This is a genomic window from Vibrio sp. 10N.286.52.C3 (genome assembly GCF_041468865.1).
GTDB classification, from domain to species: Bacteria; Pseudomonadota; Gammaproteobacteria; order Enterobacterales; family Vibrionaceae; genus Vibrio; species Vibrio crassostreae_C.
This window is the reverse complement of the sequence record NZ_JBFRJM010000015.1, coordinates 40,933-66,236: the sequence shown is the minus strand read 5'-3', so window position 1 is coordinate 66,236 and position 25,304 is coordinate 40,933. Positions and strand designations below refer to the sequence as shown.

Annotated in this window: 19 protein-coding genes; 6 read left to right on the top strand and 13 right to left on the bottom strand. The window is 42.9% G+C overall.

The genetic code is table 11. The features are described from left to right. Window positions 1–57 precede the first annotated feature (57 nt). The 4 genes from AB4138_RS06205 to AB4138_RS06190 all read right to left on the bottom strand — a co-directional run bounded on the left by AB4138_RS06205 (window position 58) and on the right by AB4138_RS06190 (window position 4,945). Complete coding sequence (locus AB4138_RS06205; protein ID WP_029236381.1) at window positions 58–1,782, bottom strand: methyl-accepting chemotaxis protein; 1,725 nt, start codon at window positions 1,780–1,782, stop codon at window positions 58–60. 624 nt (window positions 1,783–2,406) lie between these two features. After that, entirely contained in the window at window positions 2,407–2,823 is a 417-nt protein-coding gene (locus AB4138_RS06200; protein ID WP_017059185.1) for a MarR family winged helix-turn-helix transcriptional regulator, read from the bottom strand. Next, window positions 2,801–3,796, bottom strand: a complete 996-nt coding sequence (gene dmeF / locus AB4138_RS06195; RefSeq protein WP_372305323.1) for a CDF family Co(II)/Ni(II) efflux transporter DmeF — start codon at window positions 3,794–3,796, stop codon at window positions 2,801–2,803. The genes AB4138_RS06200 and dmeF overlap by 23 nt, the downstream gene beginning before the upstream one ends. Before the next feature lie 276 nt (window positions 3,797–4,072). Then, entirely contained in the window at window positions 4,073–4,945 is an 873-nt protein-coding gene (locus AB4138_RS06190) for a LysR family transcriptional regulator (RefSeq protein WP_017068305.1), read from the bottom strand. A gap of 214 nt (window positions 4,946–5,159) precedes the next feature. On the opposite strand from AB4138_RS06190, the gene AB4138_RS06185 reads away from it, so the two are divergent. After that, window positions 5,160–6,419, top strand: coding sequence for an adenylosuccinate synthase (locus AB4138_RS06185; RefSeq protein WP_102547907.1), 1,260 nt, complete (start codon window positions 5,160–5,162; stop codon window positions 6,417–6,419). A gap of 85 nt (window positions 6,420–6,504) precedes the next feature. Here the strand turns inward: AB4138_RS06185 and AB4138_RS06180 are convergent, their stop codons facing one another. The 8 genes from AB4138_RS06180 to AB4138_RS06145 all read right to left on the bottom strand — a co-directional run bounded on the left by AB4138_RS06180 (window position 6,505) and on the right by AB4138_RS06145 (window position 21,421). After that, complete coding sequence (locus tag AB4138_RS06180) at window positions 6,505–9,801, bottom strand: type I restriction endonuclease subunit R (RefSeq protein ID WP_372305321.1); 3,297 nt, start codon at window positions 9,799–9,801, stop codon at window positions 6,505–6,507. Between the two features lie 132 nt (window positions 9,802–9,933). After that, the gene (locus AB4138_RS06175) at window positions 9,934–11,616 is read right to left on the bottom strand and encodes an SWIM zinc finger domain-containing protein (protein WP_102427826.1); all 1,683 of its coding nucleotides are present in this window, start codon (window positions 11,614–11,616) and stop codon (window positions 9,934–9,936) included. Between the two features lie 169 nt (window positions 11,617–11,785). Next, the gene (locus AB4138_RS06170; RefSeq protein WP_372305320.1) at window positions 11,786–13,063 is read right to left on the bottom strand and encodes a restriction endonuclease subunit S; all 1,278 of its coding nucleotides are present in this window, start codon (window positions 13,061–13,063) and stop codon (window positions 11,786–11,788) included. Further along, the gene (locus AB4138_RS06165) at window positions 13,053–14,699 is read right to left on the bottom strand and encodes an N-6 DNA methylase (RefSeq protein WP_372305317.1); all 1,647 of its coding nucleotides are present in this window, start codon (window positions 14,697–14,699) and stop codon (window positions 13,053–13,055) included. The genes AB4138_RS06170 and AB4138_RS06165 overlap by 11 nt, the downstream gene beginning before the upstream one ends. 287 nt (window positions 14,700–14,986) lie before the next feature. Then, window positions 14,987–15,832: a hypothetical protein gene (locus tag AB4138_RS06160; protein ID WP_372305314.1), complete on the bottom strand. Its 846-nt coding sequence runs from the start codon at window positions 15,830–15,832 to the stop codon at window positions 14,987–14,989. Continuing rightward, window positions 15,829–17,127: a hypothetical protein gene (locus tag AB4138_RS06155; RefSeq protein ID WP_372305311.1), complete on the bottom strand. Its 1,299-nt coding sequence runs from the start codon at window positions 17,125–17,127 to the stop codon at window positions 15,829–15,831. Before AB4138_RS06155 ends, AB4138_RS06160 begins: the two co-directional genes overlap by 4 nt. Next, window positions 17,127–17,765: a hypothetical protein gene (locus tag AB4138_RS06150; protein ID WP_136974917.1), complete on the bottom strand. Its 639-nt coding sequence runs from the start codon at window positions 17,763–17,765 to the stop codon at window positions 17,127–17,129. The genes AB4138_RS06155 and AB4138_RS06150 overlap by 1 nt, the downstream gene beginning before the upstream one ends. Continuing rightward, entirely contained in the window at window positions 17,762–21,421 is a 3,660-nt protein-coding gene (locus AB4138_RS06145; protein WP_372305368.1) for an ATP-binding protein, read from the bottom strand. Before AB4138_RS06145 ends, AB4138_RS06150 begins: the two co-directional genes overlap by 4 nt. A 221-nt stretch (window positions 21,422–21,642) precedes the next feature. Between AB4138_RS06145 and AB4138_RS06140 the strand changes: the two genes are divergently transcribed. Then, window positions 21,643–22,497, top strand: coding sequence for a WYL domain-containing protein (locus tag AB4138_RS06140; RefSeq protein ID WP_372305308.1), 855 nt, complete (start codon window positions 21,643–21,645; stop codon window positions 22,495–22,497). 201 nt (window positions 22,498–22,698) lie between these two features. On the opposite strand, the gene AB4138_RS06135 is transcribed toward AB4138_RS06140, so the two are convergent. After that, window positions 22,699–22,929, bottom strand: a complete 231-nt coding sequence (locus AB4138_RS06135; protein ID WP_102393890.1) for a helix-turn-helix transcriptional regulator — start codon at window positions 22,927–22,929, stop codon at window positions 22,699–22,701. Window positions 22,930–22,989: 60 nt separating this feature from the next. On the opposite strand from AB4138_RS06135, the gene AB4138_RS06130 reads away from it, so the two are divergent. From AB4138_RS06130 to AB4138_RS06115, 4 genes are read left to right on the top strand one after another with little or no spacing between them, the layout of a single operon-like run. Further along, window positions 22,990–23,226, top strand: a complete 237-nt coding sequence (locus AB4138_RS06130) for a hypothetical protein (RefSeq protein ID WP_102321027.1) — start codon at window positions 22,990–22,992, stop codon at window positions 23,224–23,226. Further along, complete coding sequence (locus AB4138_RS06125) at window positions 23,219–23,986, top strand: Arm DNA-binding domain-containing protein (protein ID WP_372305305.1); 768 nt, start codon at window positions 23,219–23,221, stop codon at window positions 23,984–23,986. The genes AB4138_RS06130 and AB4138_RS06125 overlap by 8 nt, the downstream gene beginning before the upstream one ends. Before the next feature lie 60 nt (window positions 23,987–24,046). Continuing rightward, window positions 24,047–24,430: a tyrosine-type recombinase/integrase gene (locus AB4138_RS06120; RefSeq protein ID WP_372305301.1), complete on the top strand. Its 384-nt coding sequence runs from the start codon at window positions 24,047–24,049 to the stop codon at window positions 24,428–24,430. Continuing rightward, window positions 24,431–24,739, top strand: a complete 309-nt coding sequence (locus AB4138_RS06115) for a hypothetical protein (protein ID WP_102321029.1) — start codon at window positions 24,431–24,433, stop codon at window positions 24,737–24,739. Window positions 24,740–25,304: the final 565 nt, after the last annotated feature.

The window sequence follows — 25,304 nt, the reverse complement described above, 5'->3', positions numbered from 1 at the left end:
AGGCACAAAAAAGGCGTAGATGATCCACGCCTTTTGTTTTAGTAAGTTCTATGTCGTTTATGAAGTCTTGAACTGCGCGACCGCTTGGTCCATATCGTTCGCTTGCTCTGCTACCTTGTCCACTTCAACTAAGCAATGCTGCGCCGAAGCGTTATTGTCGTTCGAGATAGTGTTCAGCTCAGTAATTGAGTCACTCACTTGCGCCATTACTGCGCCCTGCTCTTCAATCGCTGAAGCAATACGTTCTGAATTACCTTGGATGCTTTCCATATCGCTCAAGATAAGTTGCAAGCTCGCATCCAGCTCTTCCGAATCTTTCAGCGTTAGTTGACCTTGTTGATTACACTCGCCAATCTCTGCCATCGACGCCTGCATCTGGCTTTGAATTGCACTCACCACTGAAGTTATCTCTGTGGTCGATTGATGCGTTCTGCTTGCTAGTGCGCGTACTTCATCGGCAACTACCGCAAAGCCACGACCTTGTTCACCCGCACGTGCTGCTTCAATTGCTGCGTTCAATGCCAATAGGTTAGTTTGTTCTGCAATGCCTTGGATGATGTTTACTGCATCGCCGATCTGGTCAACATGATGGTTCAGTGAACTGATCGAATCTTGGCTGCTTGAAAGACGTTCAGACAACTGGGTGATGTTGCTGATGGTTTCAACCACCACTTCACGGCCTTTATCGGCATTCACTTTCGCTTGATGTACACCTTCAGCGGCAACCGATGTGCTTTCAGAGATCTCGCCAATGGTGAGTACCATCTCTTGAACTGACGTTGTCATTGTAGATGTGTGATTTGCTTGAACTTCAAACTGTTTGATTACTGACTCTAGCTCATCATGCATGTTCGATGTGCTTTGTGTCAGTTGCAGTGACTTAGATTGAGAGGCAGCGATAAGCCCTTCCAGTTGATCCAACAGTTGGTTGAAGTATTGGCCTAGCGTGCTGAGTTCGTCTTTACCATCTAGGTGAGAGCGAATAGACACGTCGTTTGAGTTAACGATATTACGGATAACCGAAAGCAGTGACTCAATTTTGCCAATGATAGAACGGACGATTAACCAGCTGAACAGAATGATCGACACAAGTAGTGTGACGCAAAGGATGTTGTTGATCAGCGATAGTTTGTCCATCTCTTGCTGCGTTTGTTGGTCTAGCACCGCCGAGAATTCTTTAAACTGAGTCTCGATAACGTGCGAACCAGAACGCGCTTCGCCTAGCAGGCCTTCGTTATGCTTCAAACCGATCACGCGCTTTTGCTCAACCACTTGGCGAGCAGCGTCTATCAAAGCCGCTGAGCTACTCATATTTGAAGTTATAGAAAGAACACTCGGGTCAAACTCCCCCTTCTCAATTAAGTCATTGAACAGGTAAAGCTCGATTTTTTGTTCCGCACTGGCTGTCGCGCTGATGTTATCGAGCAAAACATGAAACTCGCCTAGCATACCTTTGTCACGTGATAGCCCATAGACTTCGCTCGCTTTAACTAAGTTAACAAAGCTGGTGTGGTAAGTTTCGATGTCTTCACGTAGGTGTGTGCTGTTGGCTAAACCTAAATCACTGAGCACTGTATCTAGCTCAGATTCAGACGCTAAGAATTTTTTGTAGTTTACGTCGAACTTGTCGAGGTATTTCATATCGCTACGCAGTAAAAAATCTTTCTCGTTACGGCGAAGGTTGAGCAAACGCACTTCAAGCTCTTTGGTAATTTGTTTGGCTTCACTCATTTGAGCGGTGGTGTCTGCAAATTGCGATGTGGTAAACAGCAGTGAAATCATGCCGAAGATGGAGAACATCCCCAACGAATAGAGCTTTTTCTTTATGTTCATATACGTGGCTCGTCTTTACTAAATTAACTATGAGTATCCAAATAAATCGCATCAAAGAATGGATATCCAACTTGCGCGACCTGATTATTGTTATGGTTATGGTTTTTGTATCAGTAATGAGCACTAAATCTAGCGACTGTTCAGCCCACCAGCAGTGACATTCTCAATGGTATTCAAACAGAGAATGAATCTTTTCACTAAAGATAAAAGTATCAATAACACAAATTGAATACATGTACATTAGTTGAATGATAAAAGTGAGAGACAGCTATTTGACGGAACATAAATGGCTTGAATGTCATGGTATACAAGGCATTGAATTAAAAGACTTTGACGCACATTTGGATGCATTATTTATGATGACATTTTTTTGGCTCTCCAGAAGAGCACGATCGAAGCGCAATATTGGAGGTTTTGACTTGGTTTTTAAACAGTGAATCCGTCTATTAATGATTGTACAGTAGAGCGTAAACGGCGAAAAAAATGGACCTACTCAATTCGAGTCAGGTCCATCTTTTGATTTTCTAGTCAATCGCTTTGCAGCTAAAGAGTTAGGTGCGAATTCAAGGCTGGCTAAAACGCTTTTACCATCTTGGTTAGGCACTTCAATAACACCGCTTTCTCGTCTTCTTCGATATCTTGCGTCAGCTCATTAACCAAATTCAAGTGAAGCTGATTGTGGTGAACGTGTATCTTCTGCCCTTCATCCGTCAAGGCAACCACAATCGCACGACGATCTGTTGGGTGTTCATGGCGCTCAATCAATTCAGCTTTAACCAACTTTTCTATTTGAACAGTAAGTGTACCCGTGGTAATACCCAACTTTTCAGCGAGCTCTTTCATTCTTAACGCACCATGCATACCAAGTACTTCAATGGTGTGTACTTGAGCCAGGGAATAACCCGTCTCTTTGACAACAGACTGCTCCCACGAAGACATTTTATCGTAGAACTCAGTCAGTATTTGGTTAAGCTGTTCTATATTTCGCATGGTCGTTTGAATGCACTTCAAGAGTAAGATGATTAATCTTATCAAACTTGGCGAGCATTTGTTTATATTCAGAGACGGTTTTATCACTGTTTGATTCAAGAGTAATCGCTGCTGAATAGTGATGCCCACTCACCTTCCACATATGGAAATCGGTGACCGACGCATAAGGCGTTAAGGTTTTGGTCACTGAGTCACGATAATCTTGGTCGATATTCTCATCCAGCAGGATTGGGCTGGTTTGTTTCATAAGGTTCATCGTCCACTTAGCAATCACGAATGCGCCAACCATTCCCATTGTTGCATCTAACCAGTTCCAACCGTAAAACTTACCAAATAGCAGCGCAACAATCGCAAGCAGCGAAGTTAGAGTATCCGCCAACACATGCATGTAGGCTGCGCGTAGGTTGTGATCATGATGGTGTCCGTGATGCTCGCCATGTTTATGACCATGGTCGCTGTCGTGCTCATGGCTATGTGAATGACCGTGATTCTTACTATGATTGTGGCCATGCTCGTGTCCGTGATCATGATGGTGATCGCCAAGTAAAAACATACTCACCACATTCACAGTTAAACCAATACAAGCAACGATGATCGCTTCATTGAACTGAATCGCTTGTGGGTTAAACAAACGATGTACTGATTCCACCAGCATCAACAATGCCACAATCCCCAATGCAATCGCGCTGGTGTAGCCCCCTAACACGCTGACTTTGCCAGTACCGAAAGAGAAACGTTCGCTCTCGGCATGTTTCTTCGCATAACGGTATGCAAATAAGGTGATACCAAACGCTGCGGCGTGCGTCCCCATGTGCCAACCATCGGCAAGCAATGCCATCGAGCCGTAAATAGTACCTGCAACAATTTCGACAACCATGGTAACGACGGTCAATAACAGGACATAGAACGTGCGTTTCTCACCTTGACTGTTATGTGAAGAAAAGTTGTGTTGGTGACATGTTGGAAAACTCAAAATGGCGTCCTTAGCTTGTGTTTGTGGTTAGATGATCGTTGCAAATAAAAGCCCTTTGATTGACAAGTAATTTGACAATCAAGGTAATAATTTGAAATTTAGTTTGATTATCAAACTTTGTCAACGATGAATTTTGAAACTCTGATTTGCGGGACGAATAGTTGATGGTGAGCGCTAGTTTGTTCCAAAGATTATTGATTCAGTAAAAACGAGGCTTTCCAGGGACAAAAAAGCCCACTCGAGGTGGGCTGATTGAGTCAAACTCAATGATTGTATTTATTTGTTTTGCAATGAAATAATCTCATCATTCACCCAACCTAACAGCTGCTTGGTTGCTTTCGACAAGACTTGGTTCTGCCGAACAATATAACCAAGACTGGTGCTCGAGAAGTTGGTCAATGGTGTCACTTTCGAATGCAGGTGCTGCTTGGTTGATACCGCAAACTCCGGGACAATAGCCACACCAAATCCCGCTTCTGCCCAGTCGATTTGAGCATCGACACTCCCTACTTCCATCACCCTATAATTAGGTAGATTAAGGCTTGGTAAACCTTCATCAATAAAGTCACGCGTTCTCGTATCATGACCTAGTAGAATCAAAGTGAGCTCTGCATCAGAGTCTCGGATATCAACCCCATCGCCAAGCGCACACCAAGAAAGCTCTTGCAGCTTAGTGAAATACAAAGACTCGTTGTGCTGCTCTTTGGCGATAACAAAACCAATATCCGCTTGAGCATTTTTAACTAAATTCGATGCCTGAGATGACGTGGTATTTAAGAGCGTAAGGTCAATACCGGGATACTGCGCTTTGAACTTCTGGAACGGACGAATTAGCAAAAATCGAGAAATGATGTCACTTACGGCAATGGTTAACGTCCCTATTTTAAGGTCGTTAATGGCATTGAGATCGGCCTGACAAATCTGCAGTTCGAGTAGCGTTCTTTGGCTTGTTTCCAATAGCCGTTCACCCGCTTGAGTCAATTGAAAAGGGCTTCTCTCTATCAACTTTATGCGTGTTTGTTGTTCCAGTTGTTTTAGGTGCAAACTCACATTGGGTTGTGTCATGTGCAGTGCATTGGCCGCTTTCCCAAAATGCTTGTACTCCGCAAGCGTCACAAACGTCTTCAACAAATTAATATCGAGCATCATGTCCTCTCTCTCGTGTCACTAATATCATTCCCTAAAAGTAAAGAATGCCCCATCGTCATTCCCTACAGTGAGGAACGAACGTGATAGGGAATCTCGTTTGTAGCTTAAGACTTTAAGGATATATGAAATCCTTATCAAGATAATAAAGATAATTAATTTCTCTTATCCACCTTGTAGGCCTAACATGATTCCTCAATCAGTTAGGAGAAAAATTATGCCATCTATCGTTGTTGTGGGCGCAAACTGGGGTGATGAAGGCAAAGGCCGCATCGTCGATTTTTTAGCAGACCAAGCTTCTGCTAGCATTCGTTTCCAAGGCGGAAACAATGCAGGTCATACTGTGGTAAATGACTTCGGTACATTCAAACTGCACCAACTACCTAGTGGTATTTTTAATCCTAATTGTACGGCGGTTCTTGGCCCTGGCATGGTGATCAGCCCTGCTGCGCTAACTGAAGAGATTGCAGAAGTTCAAGAGGCTGGCATCAAAGTGAAAATGGCGATCTCAGATCGTGCGACACTGTGTCTCCCTTTACATGCTCTTGAAGATACGCTTGAAGAAGAGCGTTTGGGCGATGGCGCTTACGGCTCTACACGTCAAGGCATTGCACCAGCGTACGGCGATCGTGTAATGAAGAAAGGCATTCTTGTCGGTTGGCTGAATCAACCTGAAATTTTAGAGCAGCGTATTCAATTCCTACTTGATTGGAAGATGCCTCAGCTTAAAGCGCTCTACCCTCAATGTGACTTCTCCCAGACTGCTTCTGAAATGACAGAATGGCTACTTGAAGTAACTAAAGCGTGGCGCCCGTTCATCTGCAACGTAACTGAGCCGCTTAAAGCGCTGCAATCACAAGACGCAAACCTACTGTTTGAAGCTCAGTTAGGCGCAGGTCGCGACCTTGTCTACGGTGAATACCCTTGGACAACATCTTCGAATGTAACCGCAGCTTATGCTGGCATTGGTAGCGGTTTACCTGCACTTCGTCCTGAACGTGTTATCGCTGTTGCTAAATCATTCAGCTCGTCTGTTGGTACTGGCACGCTAGTAACTGCAATGGAAGAACAAGATAGCTTCCGCGAAAGCTCTAACGAATACGGCGCAACAACAGGCCGCCCACGTGACATGGGTTACTTTGATGCAGTGGCAACTCGCAACGGCGTTGACCTACAAGCTGCAACGGAAATAGCACTGACTAAGATCGATTGCCTGTCTGGTTTGTCTGAACTTAAAATCTGTACCGCTTACTCAGGTGAACATACTGAGAACCCGATTTGGCCACAAACGGCTGAGCTAAAGCCCGTATATGAAGATATGGCTGGCTGGGATGAAGACATCACGGGTTGCCGCACGTTTGAGAGCCTTCCTCAAGCAGCGCAAGATTACGTTACTCGTATCGAAGAGCTGATGGGTGTGCCAATCGTGATGGTATCGGTAGGTCCAGAGCGCGAGCAAATGATCATTCGAGGTTAGATCTCTATTCGAGTATTTCAGCTAAAGTGATTGTTTTAGCTGAAATACTCATTGATAAAATCAAATGTCATCAAATTTAAAGCGACTACACATTCTTCTTATAATTCTCAGCCTGCTCTAGCACGCCTTTGTAAACATCATCATTGGCAACTGGTGGGAAGCCGTATTTGTGTAGCAGTAAGATTAAATCCACTTTCAACTTGGCTTTGATGTCATCGCGGCCTGCCCAGTCTGGGTATTGAGCGACATTGTCTACTGTGGTTTTCATCTCCTTCGCCAGTTCGAGCATCTTGTCATCGTCGTAAGTGAAATCGTACTTCTTGCGCATGTGGTTCAAGATATCGAGGAACGCTTTCTCTTCTAGGTCGATGCCTAGGTCTTCAAACGAGCCCATTTCTTTCACGATATCAAAGATAATGTCGGTCATTTCTTGAGAGAAGGTATCGAACTCCTCACCATTCAACACATCATTTTCACGACGTTCGTTGTATTGCTCCACCAGCGATTGGAAGCGCTTAGAGAAATTCATCCCTTGTAGCTGGTTGACCTTCTTGAAATCGCTTATCGCCTTCTCTAGTAGCTTCTGAAGTAGCTGAATTTTGGTGTTAGGCAGCTTAATCTTGTTGATGCGAGCTAGGTAATCTTCGTCAAAAATATCGATCGCTTCGGCGTGCTCATCACCAATGGTAAAGATCTCTTCTACTCCATCGGCACGAAGTGCTTCTGCCACTAACTCGCGAACGCGCTTATTCATTTGTGCCGTATCTGGTGCATCACCTTTGGTTAGCTTAAAGATGATAGAGCGCACTGCGATATAAAAGTGAATTTGGTCGCGCTCTTGCTGAGATAACAATTCACTACCACAGCAAACATCATAAGCCGCCTTCATACGGCCGACTAAAGCCATGAATCGGGTTTCACCTTTCTTGGTTTGAAGGATGTATTCTGCCGACTGATTAAGGCACTCTAGCTGCTTACACGGCTCTCCTGTGTAATAACCTGACGTATCGAACTTGTGGAACATCTGCCTTAACAGATCGAGATGGTTCTTCACCTCAATAACGGAAAAGCGAATATCTTCAAAGTTAGTCTCATCAGCCTTTGAATACATCGCTAAGGCTTGATTCATACGTGACTTGATACCAATGTAATCGACAACGAGCCCTTTCGCCTTGCCTTCAAACTTACGGTTAACACGTGAGATAGTTTGAATCAGGTTGTGTTTCTGCAACGGCTTATCGATGTAGATAGTATCCAATTCAGGAACGTCAAAACCTGTTAGCCACATGTCGACTACAATGGCTATTTTGAAATTCGACTTAGGACTCTTAAACTGCTGGTCGAGTGATTTTCGATATTCCTTTGTCCCTAGTAGGCTGTACTGATCTGGATCATCGTCTTTGCCGCGCGTCATCACCATTTGCACCATCGCAAGTGGCTTTAACTCTTCTTTCTCTTTATCAGTCAGCTCGACACCATCAATTGATAGCTTTTCCTCGAACCATTCTGGCCTTAAGATTTTGACTTGCTTATAAAAATCAAACGCGATTTCACGACTCGCACAGACAAACATCGCCTTGCCCTTTATCGTGGAACCTTCTTTAACTCGCCCTTCATAATGTTCAACAAAGTCTTTCGCCAAAGCTTCAATACGGTCAGGGTCGCCAAGGATCGCGTTCATATTGGCAGAAGCTTTCTTGCTCTCTTCTATCTGATGTTCATTGGTGCCCGCCTCTGCGCACGCTTGGTAGTATTTCTCTACCTCTTCAAGCTTGCTGTTATCAAGAATGACTTTAGCGGCTCGGCCTTCATAAACAATACGAACCGTAATTTCATCATTAACAGATTCTGTCATGGTGTAGCTGTCTACTGCATCACCGAATACATCAAGGGTGGCATCGATCGGCGTTCCGGTGAAGCCAACGTAAGTCGCGCTTGGCAGAGAGTCGTGTAGATACTTAGCAAAGCCGTATGTCTCTTTCACATCGACGGCTACACCATCTTGATATTTGATCACCACTTTCTTATCGAGGTTGACCTGTGAACGGTGCGCTTCATCAGAAATACAGATGATGTTTGTACGCTCTGAAAGCAATTCGATGTCTTCGGTGAACTTATGAATGGTAGTCAGGAACACACCACCACTCTTGATGCCTTGTAGCTTATCTCTTAAATCTTGACGGCTTTTAACTGGCACCACCATCTCATCACCAATGTAATCAGAGGCATTACAGAACTGTTTAGAAAGCTGGTCATCGAGATCGTTGCGGTCGGTAATAAGTACAATGGTCGGGCTTTCAAAATCGATGCTTTTCATCAATAGGCGAGATAGAAACTGCATGGTAAAGCTCTTACCACACCCTGTTGCACCAAAGTAAGTACCGCCTTTACCACTACCGTATGGCTTACGTTCTTTGTCGATGTTGTAGTAAAGCTTACGCGCTGCGTAGTACTGCGGGTAACGACAACAGACTTTTATCTCTTTCTTAGAGGTATCAGGGAAGAAGACAAAGTTCTTCACTACATCAAGTAATCGAGTTTGGTTAAACAACCCGGCAATCATGGTGTAGAGGGAATTAATACCCTCTTTTTCGGTAGACTCGTTGCCCGTTACTTTGCGCCACGCGTAAAAAAACTCATACGGCGCAAACAGGTTGCCCATTTTGTTGTTCACGCCATCGCTGATGATGCACATCGCGTTGTAGACGAACAGCTTGGGAATATCACGGCGATAACGAACGCAAATTTGCTTCCATGCATCAAAGATGGTCGCGTCTTTCTCTCGCACGGCACTTTTGAATTCAAACACCACCAGCGGTAAGCCGTTCACATAAAGGATGCCATCAGGGATTCGAACTTGTTCATCGACACCTTCAATCTCTAGCTGGTTAACGATTTTATAGATATTGGTATCAGTCGGGTCTAGGCGATATGTTTCTAAGTAACTAACATTACCCTCTGCAACTTCTCTATCAGTATTATCTGATTTAGATTTATTCTCTAGCAACGGGACAAACATCAAGCGTAAGGCTTGTGCCAAATGTCTTGTGTCGATTAACTCAATATAGAGGTCTTTCTTTGAGCGATCTTCACGCTTAAACAGAAAGCCATTGGTTAGCCATTGGCAGAAGGTTTTATTGCTATGGTATAAATCACTGGCAGGCAACGTTGAGATCATACGAACAATGGTGTCAATTTCGCTCTCGGTTATAGCATCGCCTCGGTACTGCTTGGCAAGGTAGCGTCGTAAGTCATCGACAATGAGTACTTGTTCTTTGTCTTCACGCGCTATTTGTTCACCCACTGCGTGTGGGTAGCCTTGCTCACCCAATAGCTCGATAATGGCCTGTTCGAGTTTGGCTTCAGTAAATTTTAAGCTCATCGCCTTTTCCTACTGCTGTTTGACGTTGTTTGTTGTTTTCTAAATTGAGTTATTTAAATTTGTTTTGTAGTAACTCGGTTTCGGGCTTTGTTCCATTTTCTCAACACCGCAGATCTTGTCACCTCCGCAGAATCAGATATATTTTGAATAATATTTCTGAATTAAAGCGAACATATTACGCTTACGCTTGTACGTGGTAGCGAGTTGCGCCACCTGACTATAAAATGTCGCCAATTGAGTAGGATGCGATTTCAGCATATTCTCTAAACGTCGAAGTAACTCTAAAGCTTGATCGTAAGCCGTATTATTGGTCTGTTCGATATAAGATGAGACTGCTCGCAGATAATAATCCAGCGTATTTTCAGGTTTATCATCCACAATTTGATCGGCAAGCGAAATAAGTCCTTGTATTGATATTTTATGTTCGGCAACCCATTCGCACGCTTTGTCTAATTGCTGGTTATCGATATAGAACAGAACCAAGGCATCCGTACGATCAGAAGCTTGATTATAGCGGTCTGGTTGTTGATAGGCATTGGCAAGTAGCAGTTCAGTGCGGGAGAAAAATTCAACATCATCAATTTGGTAATTGGCTTTAAACTTCGCTAACTGTTGATAATATTGAAAGCTTGGTGATTGTTCTAACAAACGGTTAGCTAATACCCATGCAGAATGGATTTCACCTAGTTCAACATAAAGACGGAATTGAGCTTGTTCGCACGCACGAAGTTCATAATCACTCGCCATTTTTTTCGCCTTAGCTAACCAAAACTCAGCTTCTAACGGCTCTTGCTCATCAATGAACATATCAACAACTTCAAGATAATCTCGACACGTTCGTGCTATTTTTTGTTTAATTTCCGCCACTTCACGCCAATCGGAGCTGTGTTTCATTAACGGAACTGCCCATGAGCGTAAGTTCCAGCTACTCTCATCTTGCGATGCTTGATCTATCGCTTGGCGGCATAAGGTTAGAAAGTGGGTGTTAGATTGCCAAATCGCTCCAAAACTCTCTTCAATCGAAGGAAATACGTCAAATTCGTAATGGGTCAAACGCTCAAACATCCACTGCGCTTTCTCTTGCTCACTCCAATTAAGCTTTGCCAGCGTCTTTGGCATGTGTTCGTTAATCATGCTTTCAATGCCATAACGATCGCCATTGGAGTCATCAATTTGCTCTAGCACCTTATTCAACCGTTCAACAAGGTAGTTTATTAATTTCCATTGATGATCGGCGTTAAGGCTTTGCATTGATTCAATGATCATGTTCAATTGAATTTCTGCTGAGTTGAAATAATCATGGCTTTCTCGCCAATCCCAGAGCTGTTCTCGCGGTAAGGCTTGGGTAACCAACTTTTTCAGCTCGCCATATACGGCTGGCTTTTCGCGTATTTCAATTTTTGTCAGCAGTGCATTCCATGTGTACTCATCTTCTTCTAGGTATTCGAGTAGCATCTCTACCATGGCCTCTTCACCAAGGCTTTGCAGGTGATTTTTTATGGTATCTCGTTCACTACTTTGGTTTAAAGCTTGTTCTTGGTCTTGTAGGCAAAGGGCAACCGCCACGCCGTGCTTGCACAACATTTGATATTGCGCCGCAGGGCAAGTACAAGTGCCAACCAGATCGCCAGTGAAATCGAGGCTCACTTGATAATTGAGGCTGCCTTTGACCTGTGCGGTCGCGGTGTTGCCAACAAGGTTAAGCTTGCGTACTGCACCACTGCGTGAAAGCAAGATGCCTTTTTGCAAAGTGCTTGTTTCACACAGTGTCGTCAATTCAGAAATGTCGATTTCACGAGTATTAGTTGCGTTCATTATATTATGGTTCCACCTACGCTTTGCTTTGTTCTATTTCGGATTCATCTAATTCCCACCTTCGTTATCTCAGAACCGAGGCGCGAGGTATCTGAGATCTCGCTTTTCACCACCGTCAAAAACGAGATTCCTGATAAGTTCGTCCCTCACTTTCTGGAATGACGAAAGGTTACTCTGCTAGTGCTTTAGCTTGTTCTACTTGCACGTTTTCTAAGTCGATTTCGCCGGAAAGCAATTTAGGAAGTAAGGTGTCGCGAAGCTCAGCTAATTGACTACTCTCTTGAAAATTTGAGATCCACTTTGCGTATAACGGAGCGACCAGCTCTTGGTATTTACCAATAAGATCATGTGTTGGAATAACTGCTTTTACTTGCTCAATCCCTTTAGAGCTAATATTAGGCTGAGCACTACCTTGAGCTGCACCAACAATCTGTTCAAATATGCTGTCTTTTGTCACTAAATTGTATGTAAACCAACACGGCTTTGAGCTATCAACTTTAGATTCAAACCTTGCAACACGTTGATTTAAATAGCCATCTCTACCATCTGACACATAGACACCACTCTTACCCACAGTTGCACCTGTCATCGCCATCAACAAGTCACCATTCGATAGTTTAAAACGTGAAGCTGTACTTGCGATATCATCATCGATGCACTGACAGTCCAGTGTATTAACTGTTCCTGAAGACGAAATGTTTTTGATTTTGATTACTGGATTACCTTCATCAACAAATTGCTTACTTTTAAAAGCGTAACCACCTTTTGCTGTAGTCACACTTCCCACAGTACCTGCTTCCCATCCATCAGGAATCAACCCCAGCTCAGACTCAACGAGCTTTTCTGGGAAAAGCGAGGCAACTGTTTTTGAAAGAAAAGGCGCATCCATCCCTTTTGGTTGTTCACCATTCATTTTGGCCTTTACAGGGTCGAAGTCGACAAACCATGACTTGAAGATTGCTTGTGCCATTTGCTCTAGGGTTTGGTTGATTTGGTTGTTGAGAGCTACCTTCTCTTCAAAATCAGAGAGTAACTTAGCTATCGCGCGCTGCTCGTCTTTATCCTCAGTAGAATATACTTCAAATGGGTAAACCGCATTCCGATTTAAAGATTTTTGAGCACTTCCAGAATTAAACTGATCAAAGTCAATTTGCTGTAAAAGGTAATATATATACCTAACATCATTACCTTTAAAATCAGTCACATACAAACACGTATTTAAAGGCCAAAAATCGCTATCGCTATAGCTAACTACTCCCATAGAGTTGCCGCTTCTGCCAACAACCACACCCGGACCAGTCATCTTAACCTCATTATGCCACCCGGTAAGCCCAGATGAACCCATTATAGGTACACAACCTTCAGTTCGGTCTTGTGATGGTAGGTCGTGCCCTCTTTGAAGAGTAATTAGATTTCCTAAAGGAATATTCTTCCAGTTACTCCCCATAACCCAACGCCTCCAAATTACGGCGAATGGTTTTGTCTAACTCTTTGGATTGATTCATTTGGCTATATAGAGTTTGTGAAAGTTCACTCATCTTGGCTTCAAACGGAATGCCATCATCTTCCACGTCAGCTGCGCCAACATAGCGCCCCGGCGTCAGTACAAAATCATTAGCCTTGATATCAGCAATCGTCGCTGATTTGCTAAAGCCTGCTTGGTCTTGGTACTTATCTACTTTGCCATCACCTCGCTCAATACGCGCTTTGAGTTCTGCGTCATCACAGCGCCAAGCGTGGTAAGTGTCGGCAATTAGAGCGATGTCGCCTTTAGTCAGCTCTTTATTGGTGCGGCTAATCATCGTGCCCATTTCACGAGCATCAATAAACAAAGTCTCGTTTTGGCGGTTACGGAAACCTTTGGTGGTGTTCTCGGTTTTGTCTTTTGTAATAAACCAGATACACACAGGAATTTGCGTAGTAAAGAACAGCTGCCCCGGCAGAGCAATCATACATTCAACGCGATCGTTCTCGATAAGCTGCTGGCGGATCTCACCTTCACCGGAAGTATTTGAACTCATTGAGCCATTCGCCAATACAAAGCCTGCGGTGCCTGTTTCGCTTAGCTTAGAGAGCATGTGCAAAATCCAACCGTAGTTGGCGTTGCCTGTTGGTGGTGTACGATAGCCAGCAAAGCGCGCATCATCGGTTAGCTCTGCTTCATTACGCCAACCTTTAAGGTTAAACGGTGGGTTGGCCATGATGTAATCGGCTTTTAAGTCTTTATGCTGGTCAGCAAAAAAGGTATCGGCTGCACGCTCACCCAAATTGCCTGATAAGCCGCGAATGGCTAAGTTCATCTTCGCCAGTTTATAAGTGGTCGAGGTCAGCTCTTGACCATAAATAGCGATGTCTTTGGTGCGTCCTTCATGCTCTTTAATGAACTTTAAAGACTGAACAAACATACCGCCGGAGCCACAAGCCGGGTCGTAGATCTTACCTTGGAAAGGTTCTAGCATTTCAGCTAACAGTGTTACCACTGACTTAGGCGTATAGAACTCGCCACCACCTTTGCCTTCGGTTGCTGCAAACTTGCCTAGGAAGTATTCATAAACACGACCGACTAAATCTTCTTCGCTCATGTCGCATTCGTTCGCCAGCGTGTCGATGTTTTCAATGCTGTCGATAAGTGACGCCAGCTTTTTCACTTCCAAACCTTGGCGCGAGAAGTAGTTGTCTGGCAGGGCGTCTTTTAAGCTAGGGTTGTTTTTTTCGATAGTCGATAAAGCGGTATCGATGATGATAGCGATATCATCTTGCTTAGCGCGCGCTTTAACAAATGACCAACGCGCATCTTCTGGTAAAAAGAAGATGTTGTCTTGTTGGTAGAACTCTTTCATCTCAACAAAAGCGTCTTGCCCGTCGTCTATCATCTTCTGACGGCGTGCTTCAAACTTGTCGCTGATGAACTTTAAGAACACAAGGCTTAACACCACGTGTTTGTATTCAGATGACTCAACACTGCCACGCAGTTGGTTAGCTGTATCCCAAAGGGTCTCTTCAAAGCCTTTGGTCGCTTTCTTAGCTTTTGATACGGGCTTAGCTTTTGAGGCGGGTTTCTTGTTAGCGGGTGCTTTTGCCATGTTGTTAATTACTCGAATAATGTAGGACTCTGCTTTCAAGCGCAGACTATTGAGGGCGATTATATATAAAATTGAATGAGTTGAATTGATAAAGCTCCGATTTTAGGCGCTTTTTACGTGCCTTAAGGTAAGGAAATATCCAAATGATCGAGCATTTTAAAAAAAGCCACAAAATTCGTTTCATCTTTATAAACAATTCAGTGGCTAGATTAGTAGTACCTAACTGTCTTGTAGGCATTCTGCGTTAGCTTCAAAGCATTTGATTGATTACCCCAAGGTAAAGGTGACTAAATTTGGTGTAACCTTACGGCTATTTGATTTGCCATGATTGACTCTTGGGTTATCCCTTTTTCCAGTTCAGACATTATGGACTCTAACTTAGGGGGGATAAGTTTTGAGACACGATCCCAGTTTTGGTATTGGTCTGCAAACAAGTCTGAGCGACCATGTTCTTTGAGAGTATCTGTTGATAAATTAGGTAGCAGCATATAAGTCGCTCCCGATGATAAAGCTAAAGAAATACCTTTAGGATCGGTATCAAACCAAGCTATAAGCTCTACGTCTGGAAAAGCCAACGCAATTTCTTTTGAGATTACTCCCGTGTCCTTATCCCCCCGGTAAACGATAAGAGGGTTAGGCCCTATGTCGGTTTGTACTAATCTAAACTTAGAAAATGCTTCATAGTTTTCAACAATCACAACTTGGCTGTGCTCAATGCTCGTCAAATGACTTAGAGCTACCTCAATGTTCATGCCCTCTTGTAAGTCATATGATTTACCATTTATGTTCGTGGACAAAATCCCATAAACTTTAATGACCTTGTCTTTGACAGGACTTGAGCTTAACTTCTCGTTAGGAAAGAACTGAGCCATATCCGTTCGAGAATTAGGGATGGGATCAGTTAAAAGATCAAAACCAGATTGCTCTTTAATCACCTTCCTAATTTGACGTATATCTCTAGGCGTCAGCTGCAAATGTTCTCCTCTGGCGCTCCCAACACTAAAGTCGCGATGAAAAGTATCAAACACGCCACTCAGCGCTACACTGGCGCCTGCATTAACCTTCGCAGGAGAGAAGAGTTGCTTTAGCCGATTTAAATCACTACCCGTTATATCATCAATGATTTTACTCACAGTTTCCTCGCTATAGACACATCTTCTAAGTGAAGGTTGCCGTAACCTATATTGCTACCTTTTGCTAAATAGGTATAAGACCCGATAGGCTCAACGGTAAAGCCTTTGCTATCTTCGGGAAGCATTGAACTATGGAAATTAAGCACGCTAAATAGCCACACGTCTTTAGCGCAAGTGAGCTGATCAAGGTCTTCCGGTAAGTCACTATTGATTTGCTCGTAATACTCCAAAGCGGAAATGCTGGTTTTTCCCTTACCAATAAAGGCTTCAGCAAAAAAGGTATCGCAATGAGAATCAATGTCCGCTTCAATCAGCTCTTGTATTTCAACATCAAGAGTCAACTCTCGGCGCTCAGCTTCTTCAACAACCGGAAGCTCTTCTTGTTCGGCGGGCTGTGCCGTAATTTTTTCAACAATATCAGCCAATTCCGGTTCTTGGTCCATATCATCAGGATTTGGGTGATGTGCAAATTGAATAGGTTCTGAAAGCCAAAACATCGGAATGCCGTCGTGCTTTGCTACCTCATCAGGCAGAATTAAATCGTCACTTGGTGTCCAGTGTGGCTCTTGATCAATAAACCGATCAAAGGCATTGATCAGGTCCTTATCGCGTTCGCGGTTACGATACTTCAGCATCAAGGCTCGAAGTTGAATTAGAATAGACCCGAGCTCTTGTTGGCAACTACGAATCGCACTGTGCATTTCAGCACAAAACAAGGTGTTGAGCTCGGAGTTATCTCCAGCCATTTCACTCAACAACTTAAAAGAGAAAGCTTTCATGCCACTAACAAGCTTTTCACCTTGCTCTATAGCAACTTGGTTCTCTTTTTGTTTTTGAGCGAGCGTATGGCCATAGCCAAAGTCATAACTGATACGGTTTCTTAGACGACGACAAGACTCTTGCAAGTCCATTGTGATTTCATAAACGACACCTTCAAGGCTATTAAACCTATCCGCCTCTTGTTCTCTTTTGCCATTTAATTTAGCTTCCAGGTATTCTTGCGCTAAGCTCTGAATTTCTGGAATGCGCTCAGCATGTTGAGTCCCAAGAAATGAACTCGCTTCCGTTTCAAGGAAGTAGTTCATCAATGCTTCCATCTTAGGGTGCACGCGGTAGCCGCGGCTTGTCACGATAACAACACGGGCTTCTTTTAATTTACGTAGGTCATTGGCGTTTTCATGAGTTTCACGTATCGTGCCATTTTCAAAAACATGCGTTAGTGTGTCCTTTGCTTGGCTGATTAAGCGAAGCATGTGGTTAACACCACCATGTTTCCCATTGTTTTGAGGGCTCATCAAAAGTCGAACTCCCCTTGGTTCTCGTTTGCTTTGTTAACTGTCTCAACGATCTTTTCATGCGTATCGATGAAATCGAGCACCTCGTAGACAAAGTCTAATTTTCCCGTCATCACATAGAGTTGGCGCTCTTTGTTTACTAAATGAGCCACCCCTTCTTTAACCAGAAATTCGACAACTACATTGAGTTTATCCGCTGCACTGTCACGCACTTTTTTTCGACTCACTTTTGGAAGTCGATAAATACTATCGAGTTTCTCCATCAAGCTAGGAGACGATTGGATTTGCGCACTCAGCATAGGCACATTTAACTCATCACCACCAACCATCACTGCTTCAACTTGAGCAGCCTCACTGACTGTCGCTACGAACTTAACCACAGGTCGAATGATACCGTGTACATTACTCATCAACGCGGTCACCTGACGACGATTGTGGTCGTCGATACTTTTATAGGTAACATAATAGGCGCTGGTTCTGCTCGTACATTGGAGCTCGCGCCCCATAAGAGTCAACGCTTGATTGATTTCTCGGCGTGTACGATCCTCTTTAAGCGTCTTGTAAGCTTCACGATCCGTTGCCGGGCAGATAAAGCTACCACTAAGTAGAGATTCTAAGACTTGTGATACTGGCTTCATGCTTCTACTCCTGTGCTAGTTTCAGCGGCTTTAGCTAACGCAAGTTTGCTTACTTTAGGTTTGTTGAAAATGTTCTTGTAAGGCGTTAAGTGATACAGATACTTAAATAAGTTGGCCGTACGATTATTGCCATCGGGTTGAGCCGCGATAACATTGAAGTTGTGTGCCCCCATCATTTTGAGCAGTTTGGCTTGGTTTTCTGCCGTCAGCTTACCAATCTCATCGGTTGGGTAAGTTATTGATAGTCGACTTGCTCCACGTTGTTGTGTCAGAAGTGCTAAATACAACATGGATTGAATGAGCAAGTTCGTACCATTACTGGCCAAATCACGCATATCTTTATCTGTTTTGGCCGTTTTACGCTGGTTGTTCTCGATGACTTCAAATTTGATGTCAAACAGCTCAGTAGGCTTTTTAACTTTCTCGGCACTAATATGGTATGTCAGTGTGCTTAAAGCGTTGAAAAACTCTTTGGTTGGTAGCTCAGCAGATCCCGTTTTATCCCACTCTTCGTAAATCTCAGAGAAGTTAATAATATCTTGCCAACCTTGTAGTTTGGAAAGTGAACTTTCAACGTTAATGTCAATAGAACCAACCACAGAGAACGTGTTATTGAGCTTTACTTGTTCAGAGATATTACGACCAAGTTTCTTAATGTCACGGTCGAAGCCGAGTAGCCGATGCTTGAAGTCAACGAGCATACGCCCCATGTTGACCGCGCTTTCAATTGTTATGCTGGTCACCTGAGGAATAATGTCATTCATGATGATTTCTAGAATATCTATTCGCTTAGAGTCACTAGCAACAATATCCTCTGTAATGGCGTTTCGGCTGCTTTCATTCCAGAAACGATACAGCTCCCCGTCACCAAGGTTGAGAGTGATAGTTTCCATCTGTTGTATATCTTTTTTACGTAGCTTAGTAAGCCTCTCTAACTCCGGGAGTTTGCTCTCTACATAGCTCAAGAGTGAATTTAAATCGCCGTTATAATCGAGCGCTTCTTGGCTGCCTTCTTCGCCCTCAAACATCACATAGTTAGTTAGGCGAGAGATTGCACTGTCAACTCGCTGTTTGTGGTTTCTCAAGATAGAGAGCTTCTCATCAAACTCTTTTTTGGTTCGATGAGCTTTGGCTCTCAACTCTTTCAGTTTAGTTTCAAAAGATTCAAACTCTTGATGCACCGTTTCAAGTTCTTTGACCTTAGTATTTCGATCGTCACGTCTCTTAGGATCATCCACTTCATAAACAGCAAGCCATATCTCGTATTCTTTGATTTTATGAGACTTCACTTTTAAGTTTTTGATCTCATTATCAAGCAATTCAATTTCTTCTTTGTAGCGTTGATAGATTTCACCGCTAATACCTTGATCACTCAACCGCTGTTCATACTCCGTTTTGATGCGCTGTTTGTTCTCGCCCAACGTCAGAGTACTTTTTTCCAGTAGTTCATCTATAGCTCCGATCGTGAGATCAAGTGATGATTCAACATTGCTAATTTGAGTAAGCCTGTCGTTGTTTAGCTCTAATTTTGCTTCTTCAAAACGTTCAAGCGTTACTGAGATTTCCCTATCAATCAGGGCTATAGCTTTCTCAATCGATTTGATGTTTATATTAATTTTTTCGACTAAGCCCTCTTTTGCACGGGCAATCTCTATTTTCTTGTTTTTAAGGTTAACCTTAGTTTGTGATAGGTCACCCTCAGCGTTTCGCAGTTCATTGCGTAATCGTGATAACTCAAGCGTTGACTGCTTAACAGCAAAATCATTTTTCAAAATTTGCTTATTGAAATCAGCCTCTGCGTCTTCAAGCTCAACGATACGGTCCATCAAGTGAGCCTGCTCTTCCACATCAGCTTTGTTGGTGACACTACAATCTGCTAGGTTGCTCGTATCGATATATAAATCGTACATTGAACCTGAATCTTCAGTCATTGATGGTGTGAGTGTCGTGTCCATCAAAAGCTCATCGGTGAGAACACGACCATGTGGAGAGCTTTGCCACCCCTGTCGATTAGCCTCCAGGAACGAGAACAAGGTTCCTGAATCTGGGTCTAATCGGTTACTGACTACTTTTAGCCTGGTTTCGGCATCGCGCATATTTCGACGAGTGGCCTCTAATCTTTCGAGTAGCTTTTCACGTTTAGTTTGTAAGTTGACTCCTTCCTTCTCACTCAAAGTTGTCGTGTGTTTTAACGTGTCTACTTGTTCTTGTAATCTGTCCTTCTCAGACTCCAACTGCTCTCTCTGCTCAATGAGAAACTCATCAATATCTGGGTTCTTTAGTCGCTGCTTTTGAGTAGCGAGTTCAGCCCTATGCTCCATAAGAGCCTGAGATTTATCCGCTGTAAAAATCGTATGGGTTTGGGTCAGTTCCTTTAACTGTGGCTGATATACATCGTCTATCTTGTCTTTTTTAACCTTGCACTCTTTCTCGGCATCAAGTTTTTGCTCTGTTAGGTCAGACTTTTCTTTATTGAACTTACTAACAAGGTTTTGTTTGTCTTTCTCATACTTTGCTTTCGCATCATTTACCTTAGTTTCAAGATCGGCGTAACTTTGTCTTTGTTGTGCCACCCTGTCTTCCATTTCTGGCAATTGCTTTAGCTTAACGGACAGTTCTGGATAACCACTATTTTCGTATGTTATAAGCTTGCTGTGATGTACTTCGATCTCAGAGTTAATACTTGTGATAGAGCGTTGAAGAGCGCTCTTTTGAACCTCTTTATCAAGCTTATCTTGATTAATTTCGCCAATCTGCTTGTCACTGTTTTCAAGAAAATCTGAGCGCTCGATTTCGGTTTTCTTAAGAGATTCATCAAGGCTTTCAGAGGCTTCACGAATGATTGTTAAGGCATTGGCGAGCTGAGTGGTTAGATAGGCAATCTGCTTATTGTTCGCAATAGCTTCAATGAACGCTTCTTTTTTGGCTAGGAACGCTGTTAGGCCGTTGTAGTCATCACACCATTGTTCAATTCTGTTTGCATCCACACCAAACTCTAATGTGCTATTTCCTTGCTCGAGGATATCCAGGAAAAGCGCCTTTGTGTCGGCCATATTGAATTCACCTTGAATCAACGCCGCTGTGATTTTTTCAATGTGACGGACATCATGACGACCAGAGCACAAAGAGTAGCTCAGGAACTGATTGCTCAAATTCCCTGCATTAATATTTTGGATAATTTCGCGGTACTCTTTGACGCTAGTAATACGCGACTCGTATTCTAAGCCGTTAGCGTTCAGCTCCGCGGCCAGCTTTGTACAGCCGATAGCGTAAGGCTTATCTTCGCTGTCTTGTTTAATGATCACTGACTGCTCAAACTGACCTTTAACGAAAAGGTAAACAATGCCACCTTTAGTACTAAGGTTTCGATAACAAATGACATGAGCAATTTGACCACGAGCAGTAATGTACTCGAAAACAATATAACTGTTGTTGTGTGGTAAATACCATTCTGCAAAGGGCTTATTGACATTCGATTTCCTGACGATCTGCGTGCCAGTCGCTCCATAAAAGAACGGAATGAGCCTTAAAAGTGATGTTTTGCCTTCTCCGTTACCGCCAGTGATCTGAGTGGGAGCGTCAAAAGAATACTCAGAAAACATCTTGTTTTTCTGATAAGAATTTATTGCGATAACTTTGGTCAATCCGGCATACATCATCGTATCTATCTCGAGTTATGTTGTTTTTCTTGACTGAAAATCAACCAGTTTGAATTTGTGGCCACTAAATCAGGTTACAGCTTTCAATACCATCGACTCTCTCACAGTAAAGATTCCTGACTTTTCTTGCCCTTGCCAATATCCACAATAAATATATGTACTTTTTCACTACATGTATATACTGTATACATCAACATGTAACATTTATGAGCACGAACATGAGTCAAGCAGATATCAAATGGGACCAACAAGTACGATTTCGACTAATTGAGATCATTGCTCTTTGGGAGGGTCGACTGACGACAAATCACCTATGTGATGCTTTTCACATAGGGAGACAACAAGCTTCTAGGGATATCAACAAGTACATTAGCTTAACTGACCAAGGTCAATTGATACTGGATAGAACAATTAAAGGCTATAGGCCAGCAGACAACTTTAAGCCTTTATTTACTCAAGGCACTGCTCATGAGTATCTACTTATGCTTCATCAGCAATATAACCAAGAAGAGACCTTCGAGTTCTTTAATTGGGGGGAAGCTCAATCGACCGTATTGAACGTTCCTGAAAGGGCTATATCACCAAGCATTGTTCGAGGATTAATTGCGGCAGCAAGGGCTAACCTTCGAGTCGATATTGACTATGTATCACTCTCTACACCCGAGGTTCGAGGTCGAATTATTGCGCCTCACAGCTTAGTCTATGATGGGATCAGGTGGCATGTAAGAGCATATTGTGAAGAGAAAAATGAATTTCGAGATTTCGTGTTAAGTCGCTTTAGGAACGAACCTGACTTAATGGATAAGTCACCAAAAATGCGAGAACATGATGACAACTGGAACCATCAAGTTAAGTTAACGATTACACCTAATCCTTACTTGTCTGAGCAACAACAAGTTGTTGTTGCTGACGACTACGCTATGAAAAACAAGAAGATGGAAATAGTAACTCGTGGAGCTTTAGTCAGTTATTACTTGCGACGTATGGGCGTCATACAAGACCAAAAGCTGCTAAAAGAACAACCAGAAGCCTATCAATTGACTGCTCACTTTGACGAAAGTCTACCTAGATAAATCAAGGTTCGTTCGAGACAACCCGATAAGATTGGTGATGTTCTAGATGGAACATTATCTGTCTACTCGAAACTAGGGCTGACTGTATTTATGGTGTAAAGATCCATGAATAAACGCTCCTTGCTGAATGCTTTAAAACAGCAGCCTACACCTATTGTAAAGTGACGACTAAAAACACCCTACATTTCACTCGATAAGTTTTTAGCTAATATTCCTTTTCTGATACCAAATAACCTCTGACACATCACAATCAAAGTACTGACACAAGGCATCAAGAGTTTTTGTGGTTGTAGTGTACCCTTCATCTCGGATCATTTTCGCCATGGCCGAACGCTGAATACCTATTTCGGCAGCAATTTGAGCTCCAGAGATCTTCCGTCCCTCTTCCGCTGATTTTTTATCTATAAGTTCCTTTAAGTTATATCTAATCACACATCAATTCCTAAAAGATATAATAATGTATCTTGATAAAACACAAACAATGGAGGTCAAATGGACCAATTATTACTTACAGCAAAAGAGCTTGCAGGTCGTATCAAATTTAGCGCCAACTATATCAATTCGACTCTGCGAGATTCAATTTTCATCGAAGGTAAACACTACATTCGACCATTCAATGGTAGAAAAATTCTCTACATTTGGGAAGAGGTAGAGGCAGAATTATACCAATCTGCATCACGTAACCTTCAGTATATTCCAATGGCTGGCGGGAGGGTGTGTCATGGGTAGTATCAATTCACGTAGCGGTAAGCTCTATCTCGACTTCCGATATGAAGGTATGCGTTGCCGTGAGCAAACTGCACTGCCTGCAACTCAAGTAAACCAACGCAAGCTACAGAAACTGCTAAATCAAATTGAAGCGGACATTCGCCTGAGTTGTTTTGTATATAGTGAGTACTTCCCTGAGTCTAAGAAAGCTCAAACATTTTTGAAACAAGACATCCAAGCTCAAAAACGCAAACAGGAATTACTTGGTAATTACAAAACGGCAGTACAAGGGCTACAAGGAATTGAAACTGTCTTGTTCGAAAGCTTCGCACAGGAGTGGTACGACGAAAACGAAGTGCGTTGGAAAGAAAGCTATAAGGGCAGTATGAAGATCTACTTATGGTCGTACCTTGTACCTCACTTCGGGCATTTAGACGTCGCGAAGATCTCTCGACCTGACATCTTAAAGTACCGTGCTTCTTTAGTGAAACCGCGTAACAACGGCAAAAAATTATCTGCCGAGTTCATTAATCATGTCATGACACCACTGCGCATGATTTTGAGCGAAGCCGGAGATCGCTACGATTTTCGTTCGACGTTTGAAAACATCAAACCACTACGTGTTGAACGCACTAATGTAAACCCGTTTGATTTTAACGAAGTGAACTTGTTTTTATCATCGGTACGTTCCGATTTTAAAGATTACTTCACCGTTCGTTTCTTCACCGGAATGCGCACCTCAGAGATCGATGGTCTGAAATGGAAGTACGTAGATTTTTAGCGTGGTTTAATTTCAGTTCGAGAAACGTTTGTACACGGCCGTTCAGACACAACGAAAACGGTGGGTTCAACAAGAGACATTCAAATGTCATCTGTTGTACTTAAAGCTATAAAATCCCAATACAAAGTGACTGGTACTAAGGAGTATGTGTTCTGCAATGCAGCTGGAAACCCTTTAGATAAAGGTAACGTCAGAGACCGAATCTGGAAGCCGACACTTAAAAACTTGGGAATGGAATATCGCCGCCCTTATGAGACTCGACATACGGCTGCAACATTATGGTTAGCAGCCGGAGAAGCACCTGAGTGGATAGCTCGCCAAATGGGCCATACCACTACAAAAATGCTGTTCACAGTTTACAGCCGATATATACCAAACCTAACCAGGCAAGACGGCAGTGCTTTTGAAAAGTTATTAGATGCTAATTTAAATGGAGGAAAGTAAATGGCTTATTCACCTCTAGCTATTCACTGCACCAGTTTGTGCTGTGACATTCTTCAGGCTCAGCGTTTTCAGAAAATCTCTCATCAAGATATTGATTGGCTATACGATGAAATTTACGAACTTATCAAGCAACGTACTGAACTGTGGCCAGATAAATTCCATCATGAACATGTCTTTATTGATTCAGTCACGCGCGGTGTACTAAAAGCACTACATCTATGTAAAGACAAACCAAATAATCGAGATGCCAGTTGGCTGTTGATTGCAATGCAATCACGGATCAGTTTTTCTTTGAAGCAATTGCATTAATGAGAGCTACTCAAAAAAGAGCCAAATGAACCCATGTTTATTTGGCTCTTTTCTATTTCCCATTTTTGAACATTTCTATACTCTGCTTGAATCTACCCTCACCTACAACTGGCGCCTAGTTCACCTTGAAATAACTCATCAGCCATCACCCGTTAACAAGAACACTATAATTTGTTGCACACCCACTTCACTGGCCGCACAAAGTTAACGTTGATAACTTGAGCCTAAGTTCTATAGTAGTTTTGCATTAACCGTAGTGCTGGACCCTTCAAACCGCACCAGACTCAGATTAACGAGAGCATTCTTTTTAAAAATGTGCTGATGACTATTTCTTAAATGTTCTGTTACTCCCAACTGTAGATGCTTAGAAGGTTGTCACAGCATGGTCACCACGCGGTCACAAATCGAGTTTGAGAGATATGAGTCACTTAGCCCATCCAATAATTATTCAACGGGGAGGTAGACAAGAATGATGCTATTTAAGGTACTTTCCAGAAACGCAGACACAAAAAAGCCCACGCTAGGTGGGCTTTTTGCTTGTTCAGAAAGAACGAATTTGGTGCCC